A 19,568-nucleotide genomic window follows, 5' to 3' on the forward strand; every position below is an offset into this window, starting at 1 on the left:
TATAGATAAGTTCTTACCAATTCACGCCACGTGATGACATCAATACTGATTCTGCCGCATCTTTGAATTGAAGACATAGTGGCAGAACGTAGCGTTATTCTTGAACATTCAGCATTGAACGGAGAGGGGGGGAAAAGTATGAGCCACTACTGAAGCCTCGAACTCTCGAGAAAAGTGCCTGTAATAAAAAAGATGTCACGATACTTCCCTGTGGTGTTGTTGGCGCAAAATGGTAAATACCACCTGAAATAAACCGATAAATTGACTTCGTAAGCAAGACATTATGAATGTGAATATTATTAAGGGCACAATTATGATTTTAATTAAAAATGCGAATCTATTTAACGGTACAGATGAAAAGCTAATTCAAAATGTGAATGTAGTTATTGAAAATAATATTGTCATAAAAATCACCCAAGATGCTGTTGACGAGAGCACTATCGAGAAAGTGATTGATGCGAATGGCTATACGGTAATGCCCGGTCTGATTGATGCTCACGTTCATATTACGTTATCTGAAGCGCCACATATTCTGGATACCATGACGACGGAAGAGATTGCAATACGTTCGGCAAAAGTGGCAGAAGGGATGTTGATGCGTGGTTTTACCTCTGTTCGTGATGTAGCGGGTAATACGACAGGTCTTAAAGTGTCCATCGATAATGGTTACGCAACGGGTCCTCGAATTTTCCCATCCCAAGCTGCAATTTCTCAAACATCAGGGCATTCAGATTACCGTCAGAACCGTGGACAGAAGCGCTTTAATAACCATGAAGATTCGCCTTTGATGAAAACGGGGGCATTTACTATCGCAGATGGCCGTGCAGAGGTGCTAAAGGCGGTGCGTGAGCAACTGTTCATGGGTGCATCCCAAATCAAGATTATGGCGGGTGGTGGTGCATCATCCATTTTTGATCCACTCGATACTCTTCAATATACCTTAGATGAATTGAAAGCAGCGGTTGAAGCAGCATCAGATTACGGTACTTACGTGGCGGCACACATCCATACAACAGAAGCGATGAAAAGAGCGGCAGAAGCGGGCATCATGTCATTTGAACATGCCACAATTATGGATGAAGATATTGCTCAAACGATTAAAGATAAAGGTATTTTTGTTATCCCGTCATACTTTACCTCATCACTTATTGCGGAACGAAAAATTCCTTTAGGTTCAGAGGTTTTGTATCAGAAAACAGAACGCGTCGGAAAAGCCATGCTGCGTTCTGCAGAGCTGATTAAAAAGTATGAGATAGAGAATATTTGTTACGGTACAGACTGTGTTGGAACGTTAAATGTTCATGCAACACAATCAAGTGAGCTAGAAGCCATCGAGAAAGTGTTCGATTCTTTAACGGCATTGAAAATGGCAACGTCGAACTGTGGTCGCTTGTTTGAACTATCTACTTATCAGCACCCTTATCAAGAAGGGAAAATTGGTCAATTGGTAGAAGGAGCCTACGCTGATTTGTTGATTATCGATGGTAATCCACTAGAAGGCGTAGCATGTGCTGTGAACCCTGAAACGCAGAAAGTTATTATGAAAGATGGCGTAATGTATAAAAACGTCTTTTAACAAAATCAACAATGCTGAAGGCTTATCTGTTTAAGAGTCGTTTTATTTGTTGGAAAAACACATTTCCCCTAGTGATTAAGTTCAACTAGGGGAAAATGTGCTGTGATTAATGAATGACTTAATTGATATCGATTAGCTATAAAGGCTAGCGCCAATGGAAAGGATAATGCAGTTAAGAACGACAAAGAAAGCCACCAGCGGGGCGATGAACTTCAGCCAGGTTACATAAGGAATACGGGCAATGGCTAGCCCGCCCATTAGTACGCCATAGGTTGGAGTAACAAATAGGACAGTGCCGATGCCACTCATAAACGCAGTAACGACTAATTCACGACCCGTATTGGCAAAGTCACTCAATGGCGCCAAGATTGGCATGCTCATTACTGCTAAGCCAGAAGTAGATGGAACGATGAAAGAGAGCAGCATTTCAATACCGTAGACGGTGTTGATAAACAGCACGGAACTTTTACCTGCAACAAGCCCTTCTGCGTAATTAAGAATAGTATCGGTGATATTACCCGCTTCCATGACCACCACAATGCCACGAGCGACGCCAACAATTAATGCCACGCCAATGAGATCGGCAGCTCCAGCAACGAAAGAGTTGATTAGATCGTCTTCGCTAAGGCGGCCGACAATCCCGCACAAAATACCCATGAATATGAACAGTGTTGCCATTTCAGCCATCCACCAACCGAGGCTGGAAACACCGTAGATCATGATGCTGAATGTCAGGATAAAGAGTACCAAAACCCCTTTTTGTGGGACGGTCAGTAGGGGAAGGTTATCGGTTGAATCTTTGCCTCCCAGAAAGTGTTTTTCATTATCGTCGCGTAGATGTGCCAATAAAGATGAATCAGGGTTATTTTGAATCTTTTTGGCGTAACGCATGACGTAGCCAATGCCGACGACAAGTGCAATTGCGAGTATTGCAAAGCGAAGCTCGACACCACTTAGAAAATCCACGCTGGCAGCGTTTGAGGCGATAACGGTTCCAAATGGATTGATGGTTGAGCCTAAGGTGCCAATACCAGTTCCAACGAAGATAACGGCGACGGCAACCAAGGGGTCAAAGCGTGCGGTCATAAAAATGGGGATAAGCAGGCCATAGAAAGCAAGGGATTCTTCGGCCATCCCATATGATGTACCACCTAGAGCAAATAGGGTCATTAGGATAGGGATCATGTAAATCTCCTTGCCTTTCAAACGCACCATGATCCGAGCAATACCGGTATCAATCGCCCCTGTCTGGGTCACAATACCCAAAAAGCCACCCACCATCAGAATAAACAGGCTGACATCAATAGCACCAATCACACCGCTTATCGGATCATAAAAGCCGGAGATCGGCGCCATTAAGGTGTCAAAAAAGCCTTGTGGCGATGATTCAATGACATGGTAAGAACCGGGTAATGGAACATCCCTGCCTAATTGTTCATTCATTTCGCGGGTGTATTTACCTGCGGGTAATAGGTACGTCAATGATGCAAAAAACGCAATTAAAAGGAATAAGATCGTAAACGTATTAGGAAACTTTTTAATTTTTAGCATAGTAATTCCTTAACGGATTTAGAGGAGATAAAACGCTTTGTGACGTATTCAGAGGTCATGCACTGTAAAACACCCCCATAAGAAAGCTCTAATTCAACAAGACTTCCGATGCTGTAGTCGATTTCGCTGTCATCAATATCGAGAATAAGGTGATCACTGCTACCACCAATAACAATGATGTTGCTGTCTTTTGGGGTAATTTGGTCGATATCGACATCTTGTTTGCCAATGGCACAAATAGCGCGCCTCCGTAGCCCTCGGTCAATAAATTCGGGTTTGTTACCGAAGGCATCTAGCGCTGTTGAATTTGAAGGAACCGACGGTTTAACTTTTATTTCGATGATCTCAGCCGTGAGGTCAAACGTATCTCGGCTGGTATTGGGGATTCGTTCATCATTGAGGCCAATGCCCATTAAAACGGATGCGCCCAGTCTTAACTGGTTAATTCCTTGTGGAAGATTACCGTTAAGCATGAGCTGAAGACCGGCAGAACTTGCCCCTGATAGGTATTGCAACTTGATTTGATGCTCAGTTTCTATCTTCTTGGCGATGTTTATAAGCTGATTTTGATTTTCTGCGGTAGGTTCTACTCCGCCATAACAGGCGAGGTTTGTTCCAAGACCCACTAAATCAATCCCAGGAAGTGCGATTGCTTTGCGTGATAGTGCAAGCGTTTCTTCTTCGTAGAATGCGCCTTCGCGGAGATCACCCAAATCATGCATGATGATGACTTGGTGTGATTTGTGCTGTTTGATAGCTTCGTTAGAAAGGGCTTCTAAGGTGACGATTTCAGAGTTTAAGGATATATCGGCATAATGAACAACGTCATCAGCTTCACTGATAGCGGGTATTCGTAACAGCATTTTTTTTGCATCGAGATGGTGGAGTTTTATTAAATTCGCAATACGTGAATCTGCGAGTAAATAAATACCACCGTCTAGGATAGCTTGACCGACTTCCGGATAGGCACAGGCGAGTTTTGTTACGCCAGCTGGTGTAATACCGTGACTTTGGCATGTCGTTACCAGATTTTTCGTGTTTTGGGTGATCGTATCTAAGTGGATATTAATACATGGATAAGCACTCATATATTTACCTTTAGGTAATATTGTTATTGATAAACATTGGGCGCTTTTTATATTTAAAGATAAATAGTGGCTTTAAGATGGATACATTGTGGAAAGTCGATGTAATAAAAAAGATGAAATAATATCCACGGGATAAATACCCAAGTTACCTTAAGATGCTCGTTTCAGCGAGAATTTGTTGTGCTCTAGGCAAGGCGCTTATTTATAGACCTAGTCGTTCTACGTTGAAAATAAGTAACACCGCATAAAGCCCAGCAAAACTCGCCCTTCGGGAGTGATTCAGCGTATCTACTTCTGTGTCAAATGTGTTTGAAAGGGAATGCCATTCCTACACACATTTTCCTTGAATTAAATACGCTGATATCACTCTGAATCCTGCATCTTTAGGTAGCTTGGGTATAGAACTAATTATCCCGTGTTAATTTTTATTTTATTATATTGATGCAGTCATTGATGTGCTTTTATTTATGTGAACATTGGAGATTGCATGCATTAATTCAGTGGCGGCCAGCGATAACTCTTTTGAGTCAAGTGTCGTTAAATGAAATGCAGCAAGGTACTCGAGAGAAGTCGCATTAACTTTTACCATTTCGCCTCTTTGTTCCCAAATAGAAGCATAATGGTCGGGAAGGTAACCAACAAAGGTTCCAGACAAGATAAGGTGAGCTGTCGCTTCCATGTTGGTACTGCTTGCAAGGTGCATTAAATTTTTGGTATCGCTGAATGGTGTGATTTTATGCGATAAACCCCGATCAACTATTGGGAATTTGAGAATATCTTTTGTGGTGATTTCGCCTGATATCGCTAATATTGGGTGCTCTGGCGCGCAGTATAGGCACTGCTTCTCTTCAAATAAATAGCGGTAGTTCAAGCCATCTTTTTGTACTTCAGATGAGGTGATCCCCAGCTCTACCTTTCCTTCTAGTAACATCATTTCAATTTGATAGGAGTTCCAAATATCCGTATCGATAGTGACCTTGGGGTAATTATTACAAAAATGCCTAATTCCTTGCTGAATTTTGCATTGCGGGTTGGTAGCAAGATTGTCGGTGAGTGCCAACCTGATGTGGCCATGAGAGACGTCTCTGATATTATCGAGTTGATTCTCAAAATGACTAATATCATCAAACAATGTTTGGCTAAGTTGGTAAACTTTATTACCGTCACTGGTTAAGCGAAACCCCCGTCGTCCACGATAACATAATGTCATTCCCAATCGAGTTTCAAGGTCATTCATTTTTGTACTAATTGTTGATTGGTGCATATTTAGTTTAAATTGCGCTGCGGAAAAACCGCCAGAATCAACAATGGTTATAAATAAATGCAGTAATTTCAAATCAACGTCGTTTATTTTTCGCATCTCTTTTACTCTATATTTTTTTATAGATAATATTGCATTGATGATTTTAATAATGAGATGCATCGCGGTTTTGTTGCAAAGTTATTCGAAATATAAACACACTGATTTTACAACGATGAACGTAAAGCGATTGTGCGGAGGGATCCGCCTTATTTGCAAAAATCTGGTACCTTCCACCAAATGTTGATCAATGCCAAACCGCTCATCGTCACAAGTGATGCTACTTCTATTGTTCCTGCACCAACAATCATATAAACAAAGACAGTTGAGTATTTTGCAAGCCACCAACTGGCAATGTCTAGCCATAGTGCAATCCAACTTATTGAAATTAAAGTTACTTTGATATATGGATTATAAGTGCTGCATGAGAAGGTCAGGCTGGTCGCGATTAATAACAATGCAATGCCAAAAAGATGGATATGAGCGGTTTTTGCCATCGATTGCCAAGAGTAACCCGCTTGAGTGAACCTGCTTACATCATCATAATTACTAAAGGGTATAGAGTTGATAGCCTTAGATTTCGTTGATGTTCGACTATGGCAGCTTTGGCAATCTTGTTTAATAATTGTCATTACCTCTTGTTGAAATTGCTCGTCATCCATTGCCCCTTTTTTTATCCAATCTTCAACGATTAAAATATCGTCATCATCAGCAACATATTCATACATTGACGTTTTCATTGACCCTACAAGTTGTGCCTCACTGTACTTGGCGCTCATTTTCTCGATGCTTGGCAGATTAAATCCTGTCTCGTTCGACGAATAGACAAGACCAATTAATGTTGCTGCTGATAAGCAACCAAATAGCATGGTGATCAGAAAACCAGATAGCGCAAGTTTGGATGAAAAGTGTAGGTTATGTAATCGCATGCGTTTTCCTCTAATCAATATCAAGGATTGAACACTCTGGACATAAGGTTTCAATTAATCAGATAAATTAATGGTGCTACTTCAAAAGAAGCACCAATACAGTATCAACTGGCGATGCTTAATTAATGTGTTATTTGAAGTTAAGCTTTAACGCACCTTCATGATAAATATGATTGATTTGGGAATTATCAAACACAGAAACACCGAAGTAATACGTTTTACTCAAATCTGAAAATTGCACATCTTCAACCGCAGCATTTTCACCAGTGGTGACTAATTTACGCTGGAACTCAAGCGTCCATTTACCATCAGCCCAAACGGCTTTAGATGAGATATCGCCTCTGGATCCGGTAAACGGGGAAACGACGATGCCAGGCAGTTTATCTCCGGGCTTATAGGTATCGATAAAGGGCGCTTTATCGATGTCTTGAATGGCATAATTATCATCAAGATTCATTACTAAGCCACCGTATGCAGGTTCGCTCTTATCTTCATTGATATTATTTTGGTATCCGCCGCCTGTTTTTGAGTCGCCTTTTCGGCCCCAGTTACTATTTGCTGCGGGATCTTTAGTCGCATCGACAAACTGGTCATCAAACTGATCTGTGAGCCCAGTACGTACACCTTTCCAGTGCCACATATCAATGGTTTCACCGTCTTTTCTGGTATATTTACGCCCTGCAGATTTCTGTTCAATGCCTGCAACTTTTCCCTCTTCATCTGCTAAATGACAGGCAATGTCACAGCCTTTTTTTGAAAAGCCTTTGGCATTAATCGCCCAGAAGATGCTTGCTTTATCTTCGTAATAGGTATTTTCATGGCCCGTTTGATCGAGATTCTTTTGTTGCTTCCATGAATCATCATCTTGCTTAACCCACGGGAAACGATTAACGCTTTTTGTTGGGTCATCCCATTGTACAAAAAAGTAAATATTCTGATCGTCATGAAGGGATTTGATGGAATATTGTGTTTTAAGCATGCCTTCATATTGATCGGGTTTATAAGGCATATAGTCTAACACCATGGTTAAAGGCTTTGCTTTTTCCCACTTTTTTTCGGGCTGACCATCTAACGTAATCGTTTGTGTTGTTTTGTAACTGATCAGCGTGTCATTTTCTGACGCTATGCTCGGTTGTATGAATCCAAGGTATAAAGTAGAACTTGCTATACAAACACTAACTGCACGGCTAACTAAAACATTCACAGAAAATACCTCGATTTTTATATTGAACGAGAGAACGAACACCTGCGTACTGAGTCGCTCAATACCTAGAGTTACTAAGTGCTAAGGTGGCGTATTGTCATTAAATATAGTTGCCTTCAACATAAACCCGTAGGTCAAACCCAAAATACACGCAAAATAATAACGGTTAATGTAAAAAAGGGTCCCCGTTTGGAGACCCCTTGTGTTTTCATTTATTCGTAATAAAGGATTGTTATGTGAACATTGGTTTATGCTGCTTAACCAATTGAAACACCTAAACCTTCCGCTAATGCTTTACCTAATGATTTATCAGCTTGATAGAAGTGATAGATTTGATTGCGTTTAATCTGCTCACAATCCACCTCACTTAACGAGGCTATCAAATTTTGGATAAAGCGTTGTTGTTGCTCTGCGTCCATGATGCGATATAGATTACCCGGTTGGGTGTAGTAATCTTCATCATATTTACGGAAATCATAATGCAATGCCGCTTTTTCAAGTGCTAGCGCAGGCTCTTGTTCGTGTGTTGGTACATAAGCGTTGTAATGGTTTGGCGCGTAGTTAGGTTCTTTACCGCCATTATCATCGCCACGCATTGAGCCGTCGCGGTGTGTTGTGTGTACAGGGCTTTTAGGTTTATTAACAGGTAGTTGACCATGGTTAACACCTAAACGATAGCGCTGCGTATCACCGTAAGAGAACAAGCGACCCTGTAACATGCGGTCTGGTGAGAAACCGATACCAGACACAATATTTGCTGGGGTAAATGCTGCTTGTTCTACCTCTGCAAAATAGTTCTCTGGGTTACGGTTTAGCTCTAATACACCTACATCGATAAGTGGAAATTCACCATGAGGCCATACTTTTGTTAAGTCGAACGGATGGAAAGAGACTTCTTGTGCTTGTTGCTCTGTCATTATCTGCACTTTTACATCCCAACGTGGGAAGTTGCCTTCTTCAATATTCATAAAGAGGTCAACTTGTGAAGATTCACGACTTTTACCAACAACATTCACAGCTTCTTCATCGGTATAATGCTTATGACCTTGCTGCGTTTTGAAATGGAACTTAACCCAAGAACGCTCATTATTGCTGTTGATGAAGCTGTATGTATGGCTACCGTAACCGTTTATGTGGCGGTAATCAGTAGGAATACCACGGTCACTGAATAGAATAGTTACTTGGTGCAGTGATTCAGGGTGACGCGACCAGAAATCCCATGCCGCCGTTGCACTACGTAGGTTGGTGATAGGGTTGCGCTTTTGGGTGTGAATGAAATCAGGGAATTTCAATGGATCGCGGATAAAGAACACTGGAGTATTATTACCGACTAAATCCCAATTGCCTTCATCGGTGTAGAATTTTAGGGCGAAACCGCGAACATCACGTTCAGCATCCGCTGCGCCTTTTTCACCAGCGACAGTAGAGAAACGTAGCAGTACGTCAGTTTCTTTGCCTACTTTAGAGAATAGATTTGCTTTGGTTAGCGCTGAGATATCGTGAGTGACTGTAAATGTACCGAACGCCGCAGAACCTTTTGCATGTACAACACGCTCTGGAATACGCTCACGATCGAAATGCGCCAGCTTTTCAAGTAACCATGTATCTTGAAGTAAAATAGGACCGCTAGGACCTGCCGTTAAGCTATTATCGTTATCAACAACAGGTGTACCATTTGCTTGTGTTAAGGTTGATTTAGTCATGTCACTTACTCCACAATTTTGCTGTGAAATAATAATAGGGTTGTTACCGTGATAAGTACAAACGATAGAATTTATCGTTATGATAGGTATTATCTATTGTTATAGGTGTCGGTACTTTATTCTAAATATTGCCACTTTTTTCGTGGTGTTTTCTGGCTTGTTGTATGTGTTTATCGCCAATTGAAACATGATTTTTTTGATGTTTATTGTCTTGTTTTTTACGTCATGTATCGCTCTGTTACAAATTCTTACAAATATCGCATTGCGCGAATTAAGGCGTAATGGCTAACTACGGCCTCATTCTAACAAGAGGCACCAAAGACATATGGACGACCCCTCAAGTCGCTCAACCCCTACTTACTCCGTCACTCAGGAGTATGCAACATGCTAGAACTTTTCCTTCAACCTGAAGCATTAATTATCTTTGCGACCCTATTTGCCCTTGAAGTGGTATTGGGTGTTGATAACGTTGTTTTCATTTCTGTACTGTGTGAACGTTTACCTGAACATCAGCGTAAAATGGCGCGAAACCTTGGTATCGCACTGGCTGTTATTGCGCGTATTGGTCTTGTTTTCTCGATAAGCTGGGTAATGTCATTAACAGCACCATTAGTGACCTTGATGAACTACGCCTTTACTGGTCGTGATTTAATAATGATTGCGGGTGGTGGATTCTTATTAGCGAAAAGCTTAAAAGAGTTATGGATGTGGTTAACACATGATGAACACCATAACGCAAGCACAGTAAGAGCAGGTATTGCACTTGTGTTGCTGCAGATTGTTGCGGTCGATGCTGTATTTTCTATGGACTCCGTTATTACTGCTGTAGGTATGACAGATGAAGTACCGTTAATGGTTGCTGCTATTCTCGCTTCGGCGTGTGTAATGGTGATGTGTGCAGAGAAAATCAACGATTGCGTAATGCGTTACCCTGGATTTAAAACGCTAGCATTATTATTCTTAGTGCTATTGGGTGGCTTGTTGATGGCAGAAGGTTTCGCTATACATGTGAACAAAGGGTATGTCTATTTTGCGATGGCATTTGGTTTGGTAATGGAAGGTTGCCACATCTTGCTAAAGAAAAAAAACAAACCGTTAATTAAACGTGTTTATCCAAAGCGTGTCGGTTGGGCAATTAAAGCCGCAAACTAATCGTAACTTTTGTGTAGTATCGTTAATAAGGCAGAGCATTGGCTCTGCCTTTTTTATAGGTTTTATTCTTATACATAATTGATACTATGCCAGTAAGCCGTTTAAACATATTCGCATTAAGGATAGCCTCGTGAGTAAGCCAACATTGTTAACGTCTCCAACCCTTTCGCAAATTAATGTCTTTCCCGTTAAATCTATTGCGGGTCTTAGCCAGTCGCAAGTATGGGTTGAGAAACAAGGGATCAGTTTTGATCGTCGCTTCATGGTAGCTAAAAAAGACGGCAGTATGATCACGGCAAGAAAACACCCTGAGATGGTAAAAGTGATGGCGACAATACAATCTCACGGTATAACACTGAGCTATCCGGGTCGTATGCCGTTGATATTGAAATATGCTGATTTCTTAATGGAAGACACTAATGCTGAAGTGTGGGGCGACGAATTTAGTGCGTATACCACAACTATTAAAGCTGATACTTGGTTTTCTTTACTGTTAGGTCAAGAAGTACAGTTATTGTATACGGGCGAGCAATCAAATCGTCTTCGCCCGAAGATTAATCAGAATGTTAGCTTTGCCGATGGTTTCCCTTTGCTGGTAATTAGTGAAGCGTCATTGGATGCGTTGAATGCTCGCAGTAGTCAGCGAAGCACAATGGATCAGTTCCGCACAAATCTTGTTGTTTCAGGCACAGAAGCATTTGCAGAAGATAGTTGGAAACGCATTCGTATTGGCGAGGTTGAGTTCTTATCCGTTAAGCCATGTTCACGTTGTATTTTAACCACCGTGAACCCTAAAACAGCTGAGTTTAATGCATTGAAAGAACCGCTAGCTACTATGTCTAAGTTTCGTGCTGATGCATCTGGTGATGTGTATTTCGGCCAGAATTTGGTTGCACTAAATGAAGGCGAAATTAAAGCGGGTGACATCATCGAAGTGCTCGAGACTAAGCCGAAAGAAGTGTATGCCGACAACAGTGAGTTGAACTTAACGTTAACCTGCGTTGAACGTGAAGACATTGCGCAAGACTTCTGTACATTTTGGTTGGAACCGACAAAAGAACAAACATTACCGACTTATCAACCGGGTCAGCATTTACCGTTGCAACTAGAAATAAATGGTGAGTACATTTCACGGCGCTATACATTGTCATCTAGCCCTTCTCGTCCTGGTCGTTATGCTATTTCAGTAAAACGTGTAGATGATGGACGCGTATCGAATTGGCTGCATGATCATTTAGCCGTGGGAGATACGCTGGTGGCTGAAAAACCAGATGGTACATTTTATCTAGGTGCGCATGCTGACAAATTACTTTTGCTTTCAGCAGGCAGTGGCATTACGCCAATGCTATCGATGTTGCGTTATTTAGCCGATCATAATCAAGTGCATGATGTCGTGTTCTATCATCAGTGCAGTACTCAAAACGATATCCCATGTTTAGATGAGCTTGAATTACTTCAAGAAGCACATCCTCATTTAACCGTTCATGTTGTATTAAGTCGTGAAGATAAAGCTTGGAAAGGGTTATCGGGGCGTTTATCAGCTGAGTTATTAAGTCATATTCCTACACTTGCTGAACGACAAGTATTCGTGTGTGGTCCTGATGCGTTTATGAAAGAAGCTAAATCATTACTCCTTGCAAAAGCACTGCCTGAGTCACAGTATCACCAAGAAGCATTTGGACCGATTCAAATCGAAACTGGTGAAGAGAAAAGCGTCACGATCAGTATTGATGGTAATATATTTGAAGGCAACAACCAGCAAACAGTACTAGAGCAAGCAGAAAATGCAGGCTTGAAGATGGCGAACAGTTGTCGTGCGGGATTATGCGGTGCTTGTAAAGTAACATTAGCAAGCGGTGAGGTTGAACAACCGGATGTACCTGCATTGTTTTCTGGCGAAAAGGAAGAGGGTAAAGTACTTGCTTGTTGTTGCATCCCTAAAACGGATATTGAACTTGTAAGTTAACCCTGTTTGCTGCGGTAAAACTATAAATAAGAAAGACCGATGTAACTTCAAACATCGGTCTTTTTTGTTGTATGCTGCTGCTTATTCCCGAGTTAATTATTCTGCGATAGCGTATTGAATTGATGCGTTACTGGGACTGTTCACTTCTGCATCGTTAGGTAAGTCACTATGGGGCGATGATCAGAGCCCTCCATATTCATTAATGCTTCCCGTTCACATATTTCTAATGGGTAATGTGTCCAAAGATGATCAATCGAGATGGTTAAATATTGCCGTAAACCAGACCAATTCGGCCAACTTGAGACAGGTTGACTATTAAAGCCACCAAATAGGGTTTGATAGCGTTCGCTAGTTGAAGATAAATTAAAATCTCCAACAATAATCTGAGCAGGCGAGGCATTATCGGTACCAATATAATCTTCAACTAAATGGTTCAAGGTTTTCAGTAAGGCGTTACGTTCAGTCCATAATTGTTCACTGCGCGGCGAAGGCGGGTGCGCTGTATACAGCTCAATCGGGTCGTGTGTTGGAGGGTGCCAAATACCATGAATGATTTGGTGACCAGCTTGAGTCGCGATTGTTTTCATATTAAACAAAGGGTACTGACTAAGTACAAGTTGCCCGCTTGGGTAACCAACTCTTGGTTGTCCGCCAAATTGATATGGATATTGGGTTTTGAGTGCCTCTTTTAGCATGCTGCCATGTTCAGGTGTTGTTTCTTGGAACACTAATAAATGCTGAGGGTATTGTTGTAAGTAATAAAAAAGAGGATCAAGGCTTGGGTTCTCATAACGCAAATTGTACTGAAAGACTTTTAATGTTTGAGGGCACTGACTAAGAGATTTTGAATTATCTAAAGGGTGTATATAACCCCAAAGGAATATAAAAGGTAGACCGAAAGTAAATTGCAAAGTATTACGCAAAAAGAGCGTAAAAATAAGCGCCAGACAATAAAATAAAAACGGTATTGCAGTAACCGATAATATATTTTCCTGCCACCAGATATTCGAAAATAGTAACCCGACAACCCAAACCAGTGTTGGCATGGTTAAGATGAATATCGATCGTAATGACAGCTTTTTCATCCGGAAATAACCTAAATCTCCATGAGTGGTCAAAAAGTAAAGCAGGAATTACGCCACTTTGCATAATGAATAGTGGGATTTTTTGAATGAAAAAGGGATGACCTGCATTAATGATTGCTTACAACGCCATCCCTTTATCGCATTATGATTTTTTAGCAGAATGTCTTATACAGCTAAAAGAAACCCAATGGGTTAATATCATAGCTGACTAAGAGATTTTTAGTATTCTGATAATGGTCGAGCATCATCTTATGAGTTTCACGTCCGATACCGGATTTCTTGTAGCCCCCAAATGCAGCGTGGGCTGGGTAAGCGTGATAACAGTTAACCCAAATACGACCCGCTTCGATATTACGACCCATACGGTAAGCAAGGTTTGCATCTCGTGTCCATACGCCAGCACCTAATCCATATTCTGTATCATTGGCAATTTCTAATGCTTCAGCCTCGTCTTTGAATGTCGTGATGGCGATAACGGGTCCAAAGATTTCCTCTTGGAATACACGCATCTTGTTATGACCTTTTAGCATCGTCGGTTGAATGTAGAAACCATTATCCAGGTCGTCGTTTAACGTAGCCGCTTGCCCACCTATGAGTACTTGTGCGCCTTCAGCACGGCCAATGTCTAAGTAGCTAAGAATCTTATCGAATTGCTCTTGCGAGGCTTGTGCGCCAACTTGGGTGTCGGTATCTAATGGGTTGCCTTGTTGGATCACTGCTGCACGTTCTATCACTTTAGCAATGAATTTGTCATAAACAGATTCATGGATTAAGACTCGTGATGGACAAGTACAAACTTCACCTTGATTAAAGAAGGCTAACAGCATCCCCTCGATACATTTATCGAGGTAGGCGTCTTCATGATCAAAGATGTCAGCAAAAAAGATATTAGGTGACTTACCCCCTAGCTCGACGGTTGAAGGAATTAAACTTTCGGCGGCACATTTAAGGATATGATGGCCCACATCCGTAGACCCCGTGAAGGCCAGTTTGGCAACTCTGTTACTGGTGGCTAACGCTTGGCCTGCTTCGCTGCCGTAGCCATTCACCACGTTAAGTACGCCTGGTGGAAGAAGGTCGCCCACTAATTCCATTAATACTAAAATTGAGGTTGGTGTTTGTTCTGCTGGCTTTAGAACAACACAGCAGCCTGCTGCCAGTGCTGGGGCTAATTTCCATGCCGCCATTAGCATTGGGAAATTCCAAGGAATGATCTGACCAACTACGCCGACGGGTTCAGGGAAATGATAGCTCGCGGTATTTTGGTCTAACTCTGCTGCAGAACCTTCTTGTGCTCGAATACAACCCGCAAAGTAGCGGAAGTGATCAACAATTAAAGGTAGATCGGCGGCCAATGTTTCACGTACGGGCTTGCCGTTTTCCCATGTTTCAGCAACGGCTAAGTATTCGAGGTTTTGTTCAATACGATCGGCAATCTTTAATAATATATTTGAGCGTTCTGTGACACTTGTTGCTGCCCATGTTGCGCGAATATTATGCGCAGCGTCTAAGGCTAAATTGATATCCGCTTCAGTTGAACGCGCAACCTGACAATACATTTGACCATTTACAGGTGAGATATTATCGAAATATTCACCGCTGACAGGTTTTACCCACTCGCCGCCAATATAGTTATCGTAATGTGATTTGAACGTGATAACTGCGTTGTCTGTTCCTGGTTGAGCATAAATCATTGGTCGTTCCTTCTTAGCGTTTATACAAAAAAATAATTAGTGATGCATGTAGTTATTTGTTTTTCTTCGAGTTATATAACGCAAGCAGTGAGCCAACTTTGAATTCTTGTTGTTAATGAAATGTAACGCTATGATTAACAAAAAATTATCATTTGAAAATAACAGGCAGGGTGACAAGAAAGCACAGAGGCAAAGTGTTCAACTGTCTCTAAATGGCACACCCGCACTGTTACAAAATGGAACAGTTACCCTATGGATTCGTTACCTCACACTCAGCAAGAAGATTGGTTATCGCAATCTTGGCACCGAAGTCAGCAAGCTGGTCTAGATGAGCAGCATCAGCCGGAGCATGTGCGCCTAGATAAAACCCAACTAGAGCAGCGACAACATATTGCCAATGTGCTGATCAAAACGGTTGAACAGTTGGCTGTGCCATTGTTTAACCAGATGTTCGCAGGCACAAACAGTCGCTTGCTACTAACAGATACTGAAGGGGTGATTATTGGCTCGTGGGGACAATCGCGATTTGAACATCAGCTAACAGGCATCGCGTTAGAATCGGGCGTGTGTTGGCAAGAGAGCCTAAAAGGGACGAATGCGATAGGCACTGCATTGGCAGAAAAGCGCTTTGTTGCTGTGATTGGCGATCAACATTTTATTCGTAAACACCGTTTTATCAGTTGCTCTGCTAGTCCAATCTGTACACCAGACGGCGAGTTACAAGGTGTACTCGATATAACAAGTGAACAACAAATTCACTCGCAACAAACGCAATTATTGATTCAAAATATGGTGCAAGCTATTGAAAACAGCTTACTTTGCCAAGTGCCGGAAGGTAAGTACCGTGTCGATTTGGCGTTTGATCAACATTTACTCAATAGTGGGTGGCAGGGTATCGTGATTGCGAATCAAAGTGGTCATATTGTTGCGCATAATGCAGTGGCTGCACGGCTATTGTCTGAATCTTTATTAGAATCGACCATTCTAGGCTGTAACATTGATCATATTATTGAGGCTGCCCAATCTTCTTTTACTTCGGCACAAGCCGCGAATAATAAAAGTAACGACTTGGTCTTTCGTTGTCAGTCGATCCAACCAGTAAAAAATCCCCGCTCTGTTATATATTCTCCGTCTTGCCCGTTACACATGGGAGATGACGTAATTGAACAAGCTTGGCAGCAAGCGTGTAAGTTAATTAATAAGGATGTGACGCTGCTGATATTGGGTGAAACAGGGGTCGGCAAAGGCGAATTCATTAAACAGCTCCATCAATACAGTTCGCGTAATCAACATCCTTTAGTTGCGGTAAATTGCGGTGCTTTGCCACAAGATTTGATTGAATCTGAATTGTTTGGTTATGCGCCAGGGGCGTTTACTGGTGCCAGTAAAGAGGGGTATCAGGGTAAAGTGCGTCAGGCCCATAAGGGGATTTTATTCTTAGATGAAATCGCAGATATGCCATTGTCTGCCCAGTGTCGTTTGTTGCATGTATTGCAAGAAAAAGAAGTGGTACCAGTCGGCTCGAATGAAGCATATCAAGTCGATATTCAAATTGTTGCGGCAACCCATAAAAACCTTGCACAGCTTGTTGAATTGGGAGAATTTCGTCAGGATTTATATTATCGATTGAATGGTTTAATTGTTACATTGCCACCGCTACGTGAAAGACAAGACAAAGCGGAATTAATTATAAATATTCACGCAAAACACGCTGAAAATAATCAAAGTATATGTTCACACTTAATACGACTGTTAACGGAATATTCATGGCCGGGTAATATTCGAGAACTCGACAATATGCTGCGTGTGGCATCCCTATTATCAGATGATGCGGATCAACTGACCATCGCTCACTTCCCCAATAATATTGTTACACAGCTAGTATCAAACATGCATCAAAGCTTATCGAAAACGGCTGTAACGAAAGATTTGAAAAGCACAGTCGATGATGTATTGCTTGAAACCTACCATGCTAATCAAGGTAATATCAGCAAAACATCGCGAATGCTCAGTATTAGCCGTAATACCTTGTATCGAAAATTAAAAAAGCTGGGAATAATGTGATCCTCTATTGTTAATGAACAGCACCTGCTGTTCATTAACGAATAAATATTGATATACCGTCGCAAAGTCGCTGCTTTTTTCCATGAACCTTTCATTACCCTCTTATCTAGACAAGTGAACATTAACTCTGACTATTACTCTTGTTTATTTTCTTATATCAACAGTTTAATCAGTATCAACAACCGCCCCACACAATCTTCTCGTCACCTGCCTGACATATTTCATCAATAAAACATTCATCTTTGCCCTGCACTGTAGGTCTCGAATCAGACTTGAGGTCAGGGACATGGACAACATCATTGCAATTCGACATGTAAACAAAACGTTCGGCGGAAAGAAAGCGCTAGACGGGATTAATCTGGATATCAATAACCGTGAAATGACTGCGTTATTAGGGCCATCAGGTTCGGGGAAATCGACGTTATTACGTCATCTCAGTGGATTAGTCGTGAGTGATAACAACCCTCAATCCAGCATCAGTGTATTGGGAAAGGTTGTGCAGTCAAAAGGTAAGCCAAGTAAAGAGGTACGCACTTGTCGGGCTCAGGCTGGTTATATCTTTCAACAATTTAACTTAGTGAATCGATTGAGTGTGCTGACTAACGTGTTGGTTGGCGCGCTGAGCTCTACGGCTAAATGGCGCACATTAACAGGTACATTCACTGCTGAACAGCGTTCACGAGCACTGAAAGCGCTAGAGCGTGTAGGCATGGAGCAGTATGCAAAGCAGCGTGTATCTACCTTATCTGGCGGTCAGCAGCAACGGGTTGCCATTGCGCGAGCATTAATGCAAGAAGCCCAAATCATTTTTGCAGATGAACCGATCGCATCATTGGATCCGGAGTCTTCTCGTATTGTCATGGAACTGCTTGCCGATATAAATAAGCAAGAAGGTATTCCCGTGGTTGTCACATTACATCAGGTTGATCATGCCTTGAAATACTGCAGCCAAATCGTGGCATTACGTGATGGCAAGGTCTTTTATCAAGGCGTTAGTGAGGGACTGTGTGAACGGAAATTGGCAGAACTGTACGGTGCAAAACCGCAACCCGCACCAGCTATAGCGATTCAACCTGTGTTAGCCCCATCTTTTTAGTCCAAGACCTTAAAGATGATTAGACATTATTTAACGCGATTTCATACCAATTTAGCTTGGTATAAACACCATACAGGGAAGGGAAACATGCTTCGTTCAATCAAGAAAGCGTTAGCCATATTGGCTGTTTGCTCAACGGCAATTACCACGTCGGCATTGCTCAGCCAGCAAGCCGTCGCGAGTGAGATAAAAACCATTAATTTCGGCATTATTACCACGGATGCGCAGCAAAATTTACGACAGCGTTGGCAACCCATGCTGGATGATTTAAGTGAGGCTTTGGGCGTACCGGTGAAAGCGTATTTTGCCCCTGATTATGCTGGCATTATTCAAGCGATGCGGTTCAAAAAAGTTGATATGGCGTATTACGGTAACAAGTCAGCAATAGAAGCGGTTGATCGTGCTAATGCCGAAGTGTTTGCACGTTATGTCGGAGATGACGGGCTAGAAGGGTATTACAGCGTATTACTGGCCAACAGCGCGAATGACAAAATCAATAATTTGCAAGATGTGATTGATCAACGTGCATCACTCAATTTCGGTAATGGTGAACCCAATTCTACGTCGGGTTTTCTAGTTCCAAACTATTATGCTTTGGCACAAAACCATATTTCAGCCCACGACTTTAAACGCACGGTTGTTGCTGGCCATGCCGCCAATGTAATGGCTGTGGCGAATAATCAAGTGGACGTGGCGACCAACCACACTATGAACCTAATTCGCATCGAGAAGAGTACCCCTGAACTGTACAAAAAGCTGAAAGTGATTTGGCAGTCACAACTGATCCCTTCCGATGTAATGACATGGCGTAAAGATATTCCTGAAGAAACGAAAACAAAAACCCGCGAGTTCTTCCTGAGTTATGGCAAAGATGGCAATCCACAAGCGTTGAAGAATCTTAAGGGACTGTCGTGGTCGGGTTTTGCTGCAACAGATAACAATCAACTGTTACCTATCCGCCAAATGGAAGCATATAAAAACTTGATTGAAACACAAGATAACCCGCGTTTGGATGAAGAAGAGAAGCAGAAACGCATCACTAAAATCCAACAGGAATTAAATACCTTATCTCGTCAAATTGATGCAGTGAAAGGGTAACTATCAGTGTTCGGGTTATTCGCTGAGTAACCCGTTTGTTTGACCGTAAATAGGATTGAGCC

Annotated in this window: 14 protein-coding genes; 6 read left to right on the forward strand and 8 right to left on the reverse strand. The window is 41.9% G+C overall.

Annotation, left to right across the window (positions count from 1 at the left end; genetic code table 11):
• The first annotated feature begins 310 nt into the window (after nt 1–310).
• Nucleotides 311–1,576 carry a metal-dependent hydrolase family protein gene (locus C9J12_RS04310; RefSeq protein WP_107241694.1) on the forward strand — a complete coding sequence of 422 codons (1,266 nt, stop codon included), beginning with the start codon at nt 311–313 and terminating at the stop codon, nt 1,574–1,576.
• Nucleotides 1,577–1,708: 132 nt separating this feature from the next.
• Here C9J12_RS04310 and C9J12_RS04315 read toward each other — a convergent pair whose 3' ends face one another.
• The 6 genes from C9J12_RS04315 to C9J12_RS04340 all read right to left on the reverse strand — a co-directional run bounded on the left by C9J12_RS04315 (nt 1,709) and on the right by C9J12_RS04340 (nt 9,351).
• A complete protein-coding gene (locus C9J12_RS04315) occupies nt 1,709–3,127 on the reverse strand; it encodes a YfcC family protein (RefSeq protein ID WP_107241582.1) in 1,419 nt (472 codons plus the stop codon).
• The gene (locus tag C9J12_RS04320; RefSeq protein ID WP_107241583.1) at nt 3,121–4,215 is read right to left on the reverse strand and encodes an alanine/ornithine racemase family PLP-dependent enzyme; all 1,095 of its coding nucleotides are present in this window, start codon (nt 4,213–4,215) and stop codon (nt 3,121–3,123) included. Before C9J12_RS04320 ends, C9J12_RS04315 begins: the two co-directional genes overlap by 7 nt.
• A 433-nt stretch (nt 4,216–4,648) precedes the next feature.
• Nucleotides 4,649–5,575, reverse strand: a complete 927-nt coding sequence (locus C9J12_RS04325) for a LysR family transcriptional regulator (RefSeq protein ID WP_107241584.1) — start codon at nt 5,573–5,575, stop codon at nt 4,649–4,651.
• A 149-nt stretch (nt 5,576–5,724) separates the two neighbouring features.
• A complete protein-coding gene (locus tag C9J12_RS04330; RefSeq protein ID WP_107241585.1) occupies nt 5,725–6,444 on the reverse strand; it encodes a hypothetical protein in 720 nt (239 codons plus the stop codon).
• A gap of 130 nt (nt 6,445–6,574) precedes the next feature.
• The gene (locus C9J12_RS04335) at nt 6,575–7,648 is read right to left on the reverse strand and encodes an ethylbenzene dehydrogenase-related protein (protein WP_107241586.1); all 1,074 of its coding nucleotides are present in this window, start codon (nt 7,646–7,648) and stop codon (nt 6,575–6,577) included.
• 257 nt (nt 7,649–7,905) lie between these two features.
• On the reverse strand, nt 7,906–9,351 hold the full coding sequence (locus C9J12_RS04340; protein WP_107241587.1) for a catalase: 1,446 nt from the start codon (nt 9,349–9,351) through the stop codon (nt 7,906–7,908).
• A 384-nt stretch (nt 9,352–9,735) separates the two neighbouring features.
• Between C9J12_RS04340 and C9J12_RS04345 the strand changes: the two genes are divergently transcribed.
• Both C9J12_RS04345 and C9J12_RS04350 read left to right on the forward strand, forming a co-directional pair.
• Nucleotides 9,736–10,503 carry a TerC family protein gene (locus C9J12_RS04345; protein ID WP_107241588.1) on the forward strand — a complete coding sequence of 256 codons (768 nt, stop codon included), beginning with the start codon at nt 9,736–9,738 and terminating at the stop codon, nt 10,501–10,503.
• 130 nt (nt 10,504–10,633) lie between these two features.
• Nucleotides 10,634–12,469: a hybrid-cluster NAD(P)-dependent oxidoreductase gene (locus tag C9J12_RS04350; RefSeq protein ID WP_107241589.1), complete on the forward strand. Its 1,836-nt coding sequence runs from the start codon at nt 10,634–10,636 to the stop codon at nt 12,467–12,469.
• 140 nt (nt 12,470–12,609) lie between these two features.
• On the opposite strand, the gene C9J12_RS04355 is transcribed toward C9J12_RS04350, so the two are convergent.
• Both C9J12_RS04355 and exaC read right to left on the reverse strand, forming a co-directional pair.
• Nucleotides 12,610–13,554: an endonuclease/exonuclease/phosphatase family protein gene (locus tag C9J12_RS04355; protein WP_107241590.1), complete on the reverse strand. Its 945-nt coding sequence runs from the start codon at nt 13,552–13,554 to the stop codon at nt 12,610–12,612.
• Between the two features lie 173 nt (nt 13,555–13,727).
• On the reverse strand, nt 13,728–15,248 hold the full coding sequence (exaC, locus tag C9J12_RS04360) for an acetaldehyde dehydrogenase ExaC (RefSeq protein WP_107241591.1): 1,521 nt from the start codon (nt 15,246–15,248) through the stop codon (nt 13,728–13,730).
• A gap of 252 nt (nt 15,249–15,500) precedes the next feature.
• On the opposite strand from exaC, the gene C9J12_RS04365 reads away from it, so the two are divergent.
• The 3 genes from C9J12_RS04365 (at nt 15,501) to phnD (ending at nt 19,506) form a co-directional block, all read left to right on the forward strand.
• Nucleotides 15,501–17,312, forward strand: coding sequence for a sigma-54-dependent Fis family transcriptional regulator (locus C9J12_RS04365; protein WP_107241592.1), 1,812 nt, complete (start codon nt 15,501–15,503; stop codon nt 17,310–17,312).
• Between the two features lie 286 nt (nt 17,313–17,598).
• Nucleotides 17,599–18,408 (forward strand): phosphonate ABC transporter ATP-binding protein, encoded by an 810-nt coding sequence (phnC, locus tag C9J12_RS04370; RefSeq protein ID WP_107241593.1) that lies wholly within the window; start codon nt 17,599–17,601, stop codon nt 18,406–18,408.
• Nucleotides 18,409–18,495: 87 nt separating this feature from the next.
• Entirely contained in the window at nt 18,496–19,506 is a 1,011-nt protein-coding gene (gene phnD / locus C9J12_RS04375; RefSeq protein ID WP_107241594.1) for a phosphonate ABC transporter substrate-binding protein, read from the forward strand.
• The last annotated feature ends 62 nt before the right edge of the window (nt 19,507–19,568 follow it).

Source organism: Photobacterium frigidiphilum (assembly GCF_003025615.1).
Lineage (GTDB): Bacteria > Pseudomonadota > Gammaproteobacteria > Enterobacterales > Vibrionaceae > Photobacterium > Photobacterium frigidiphilum.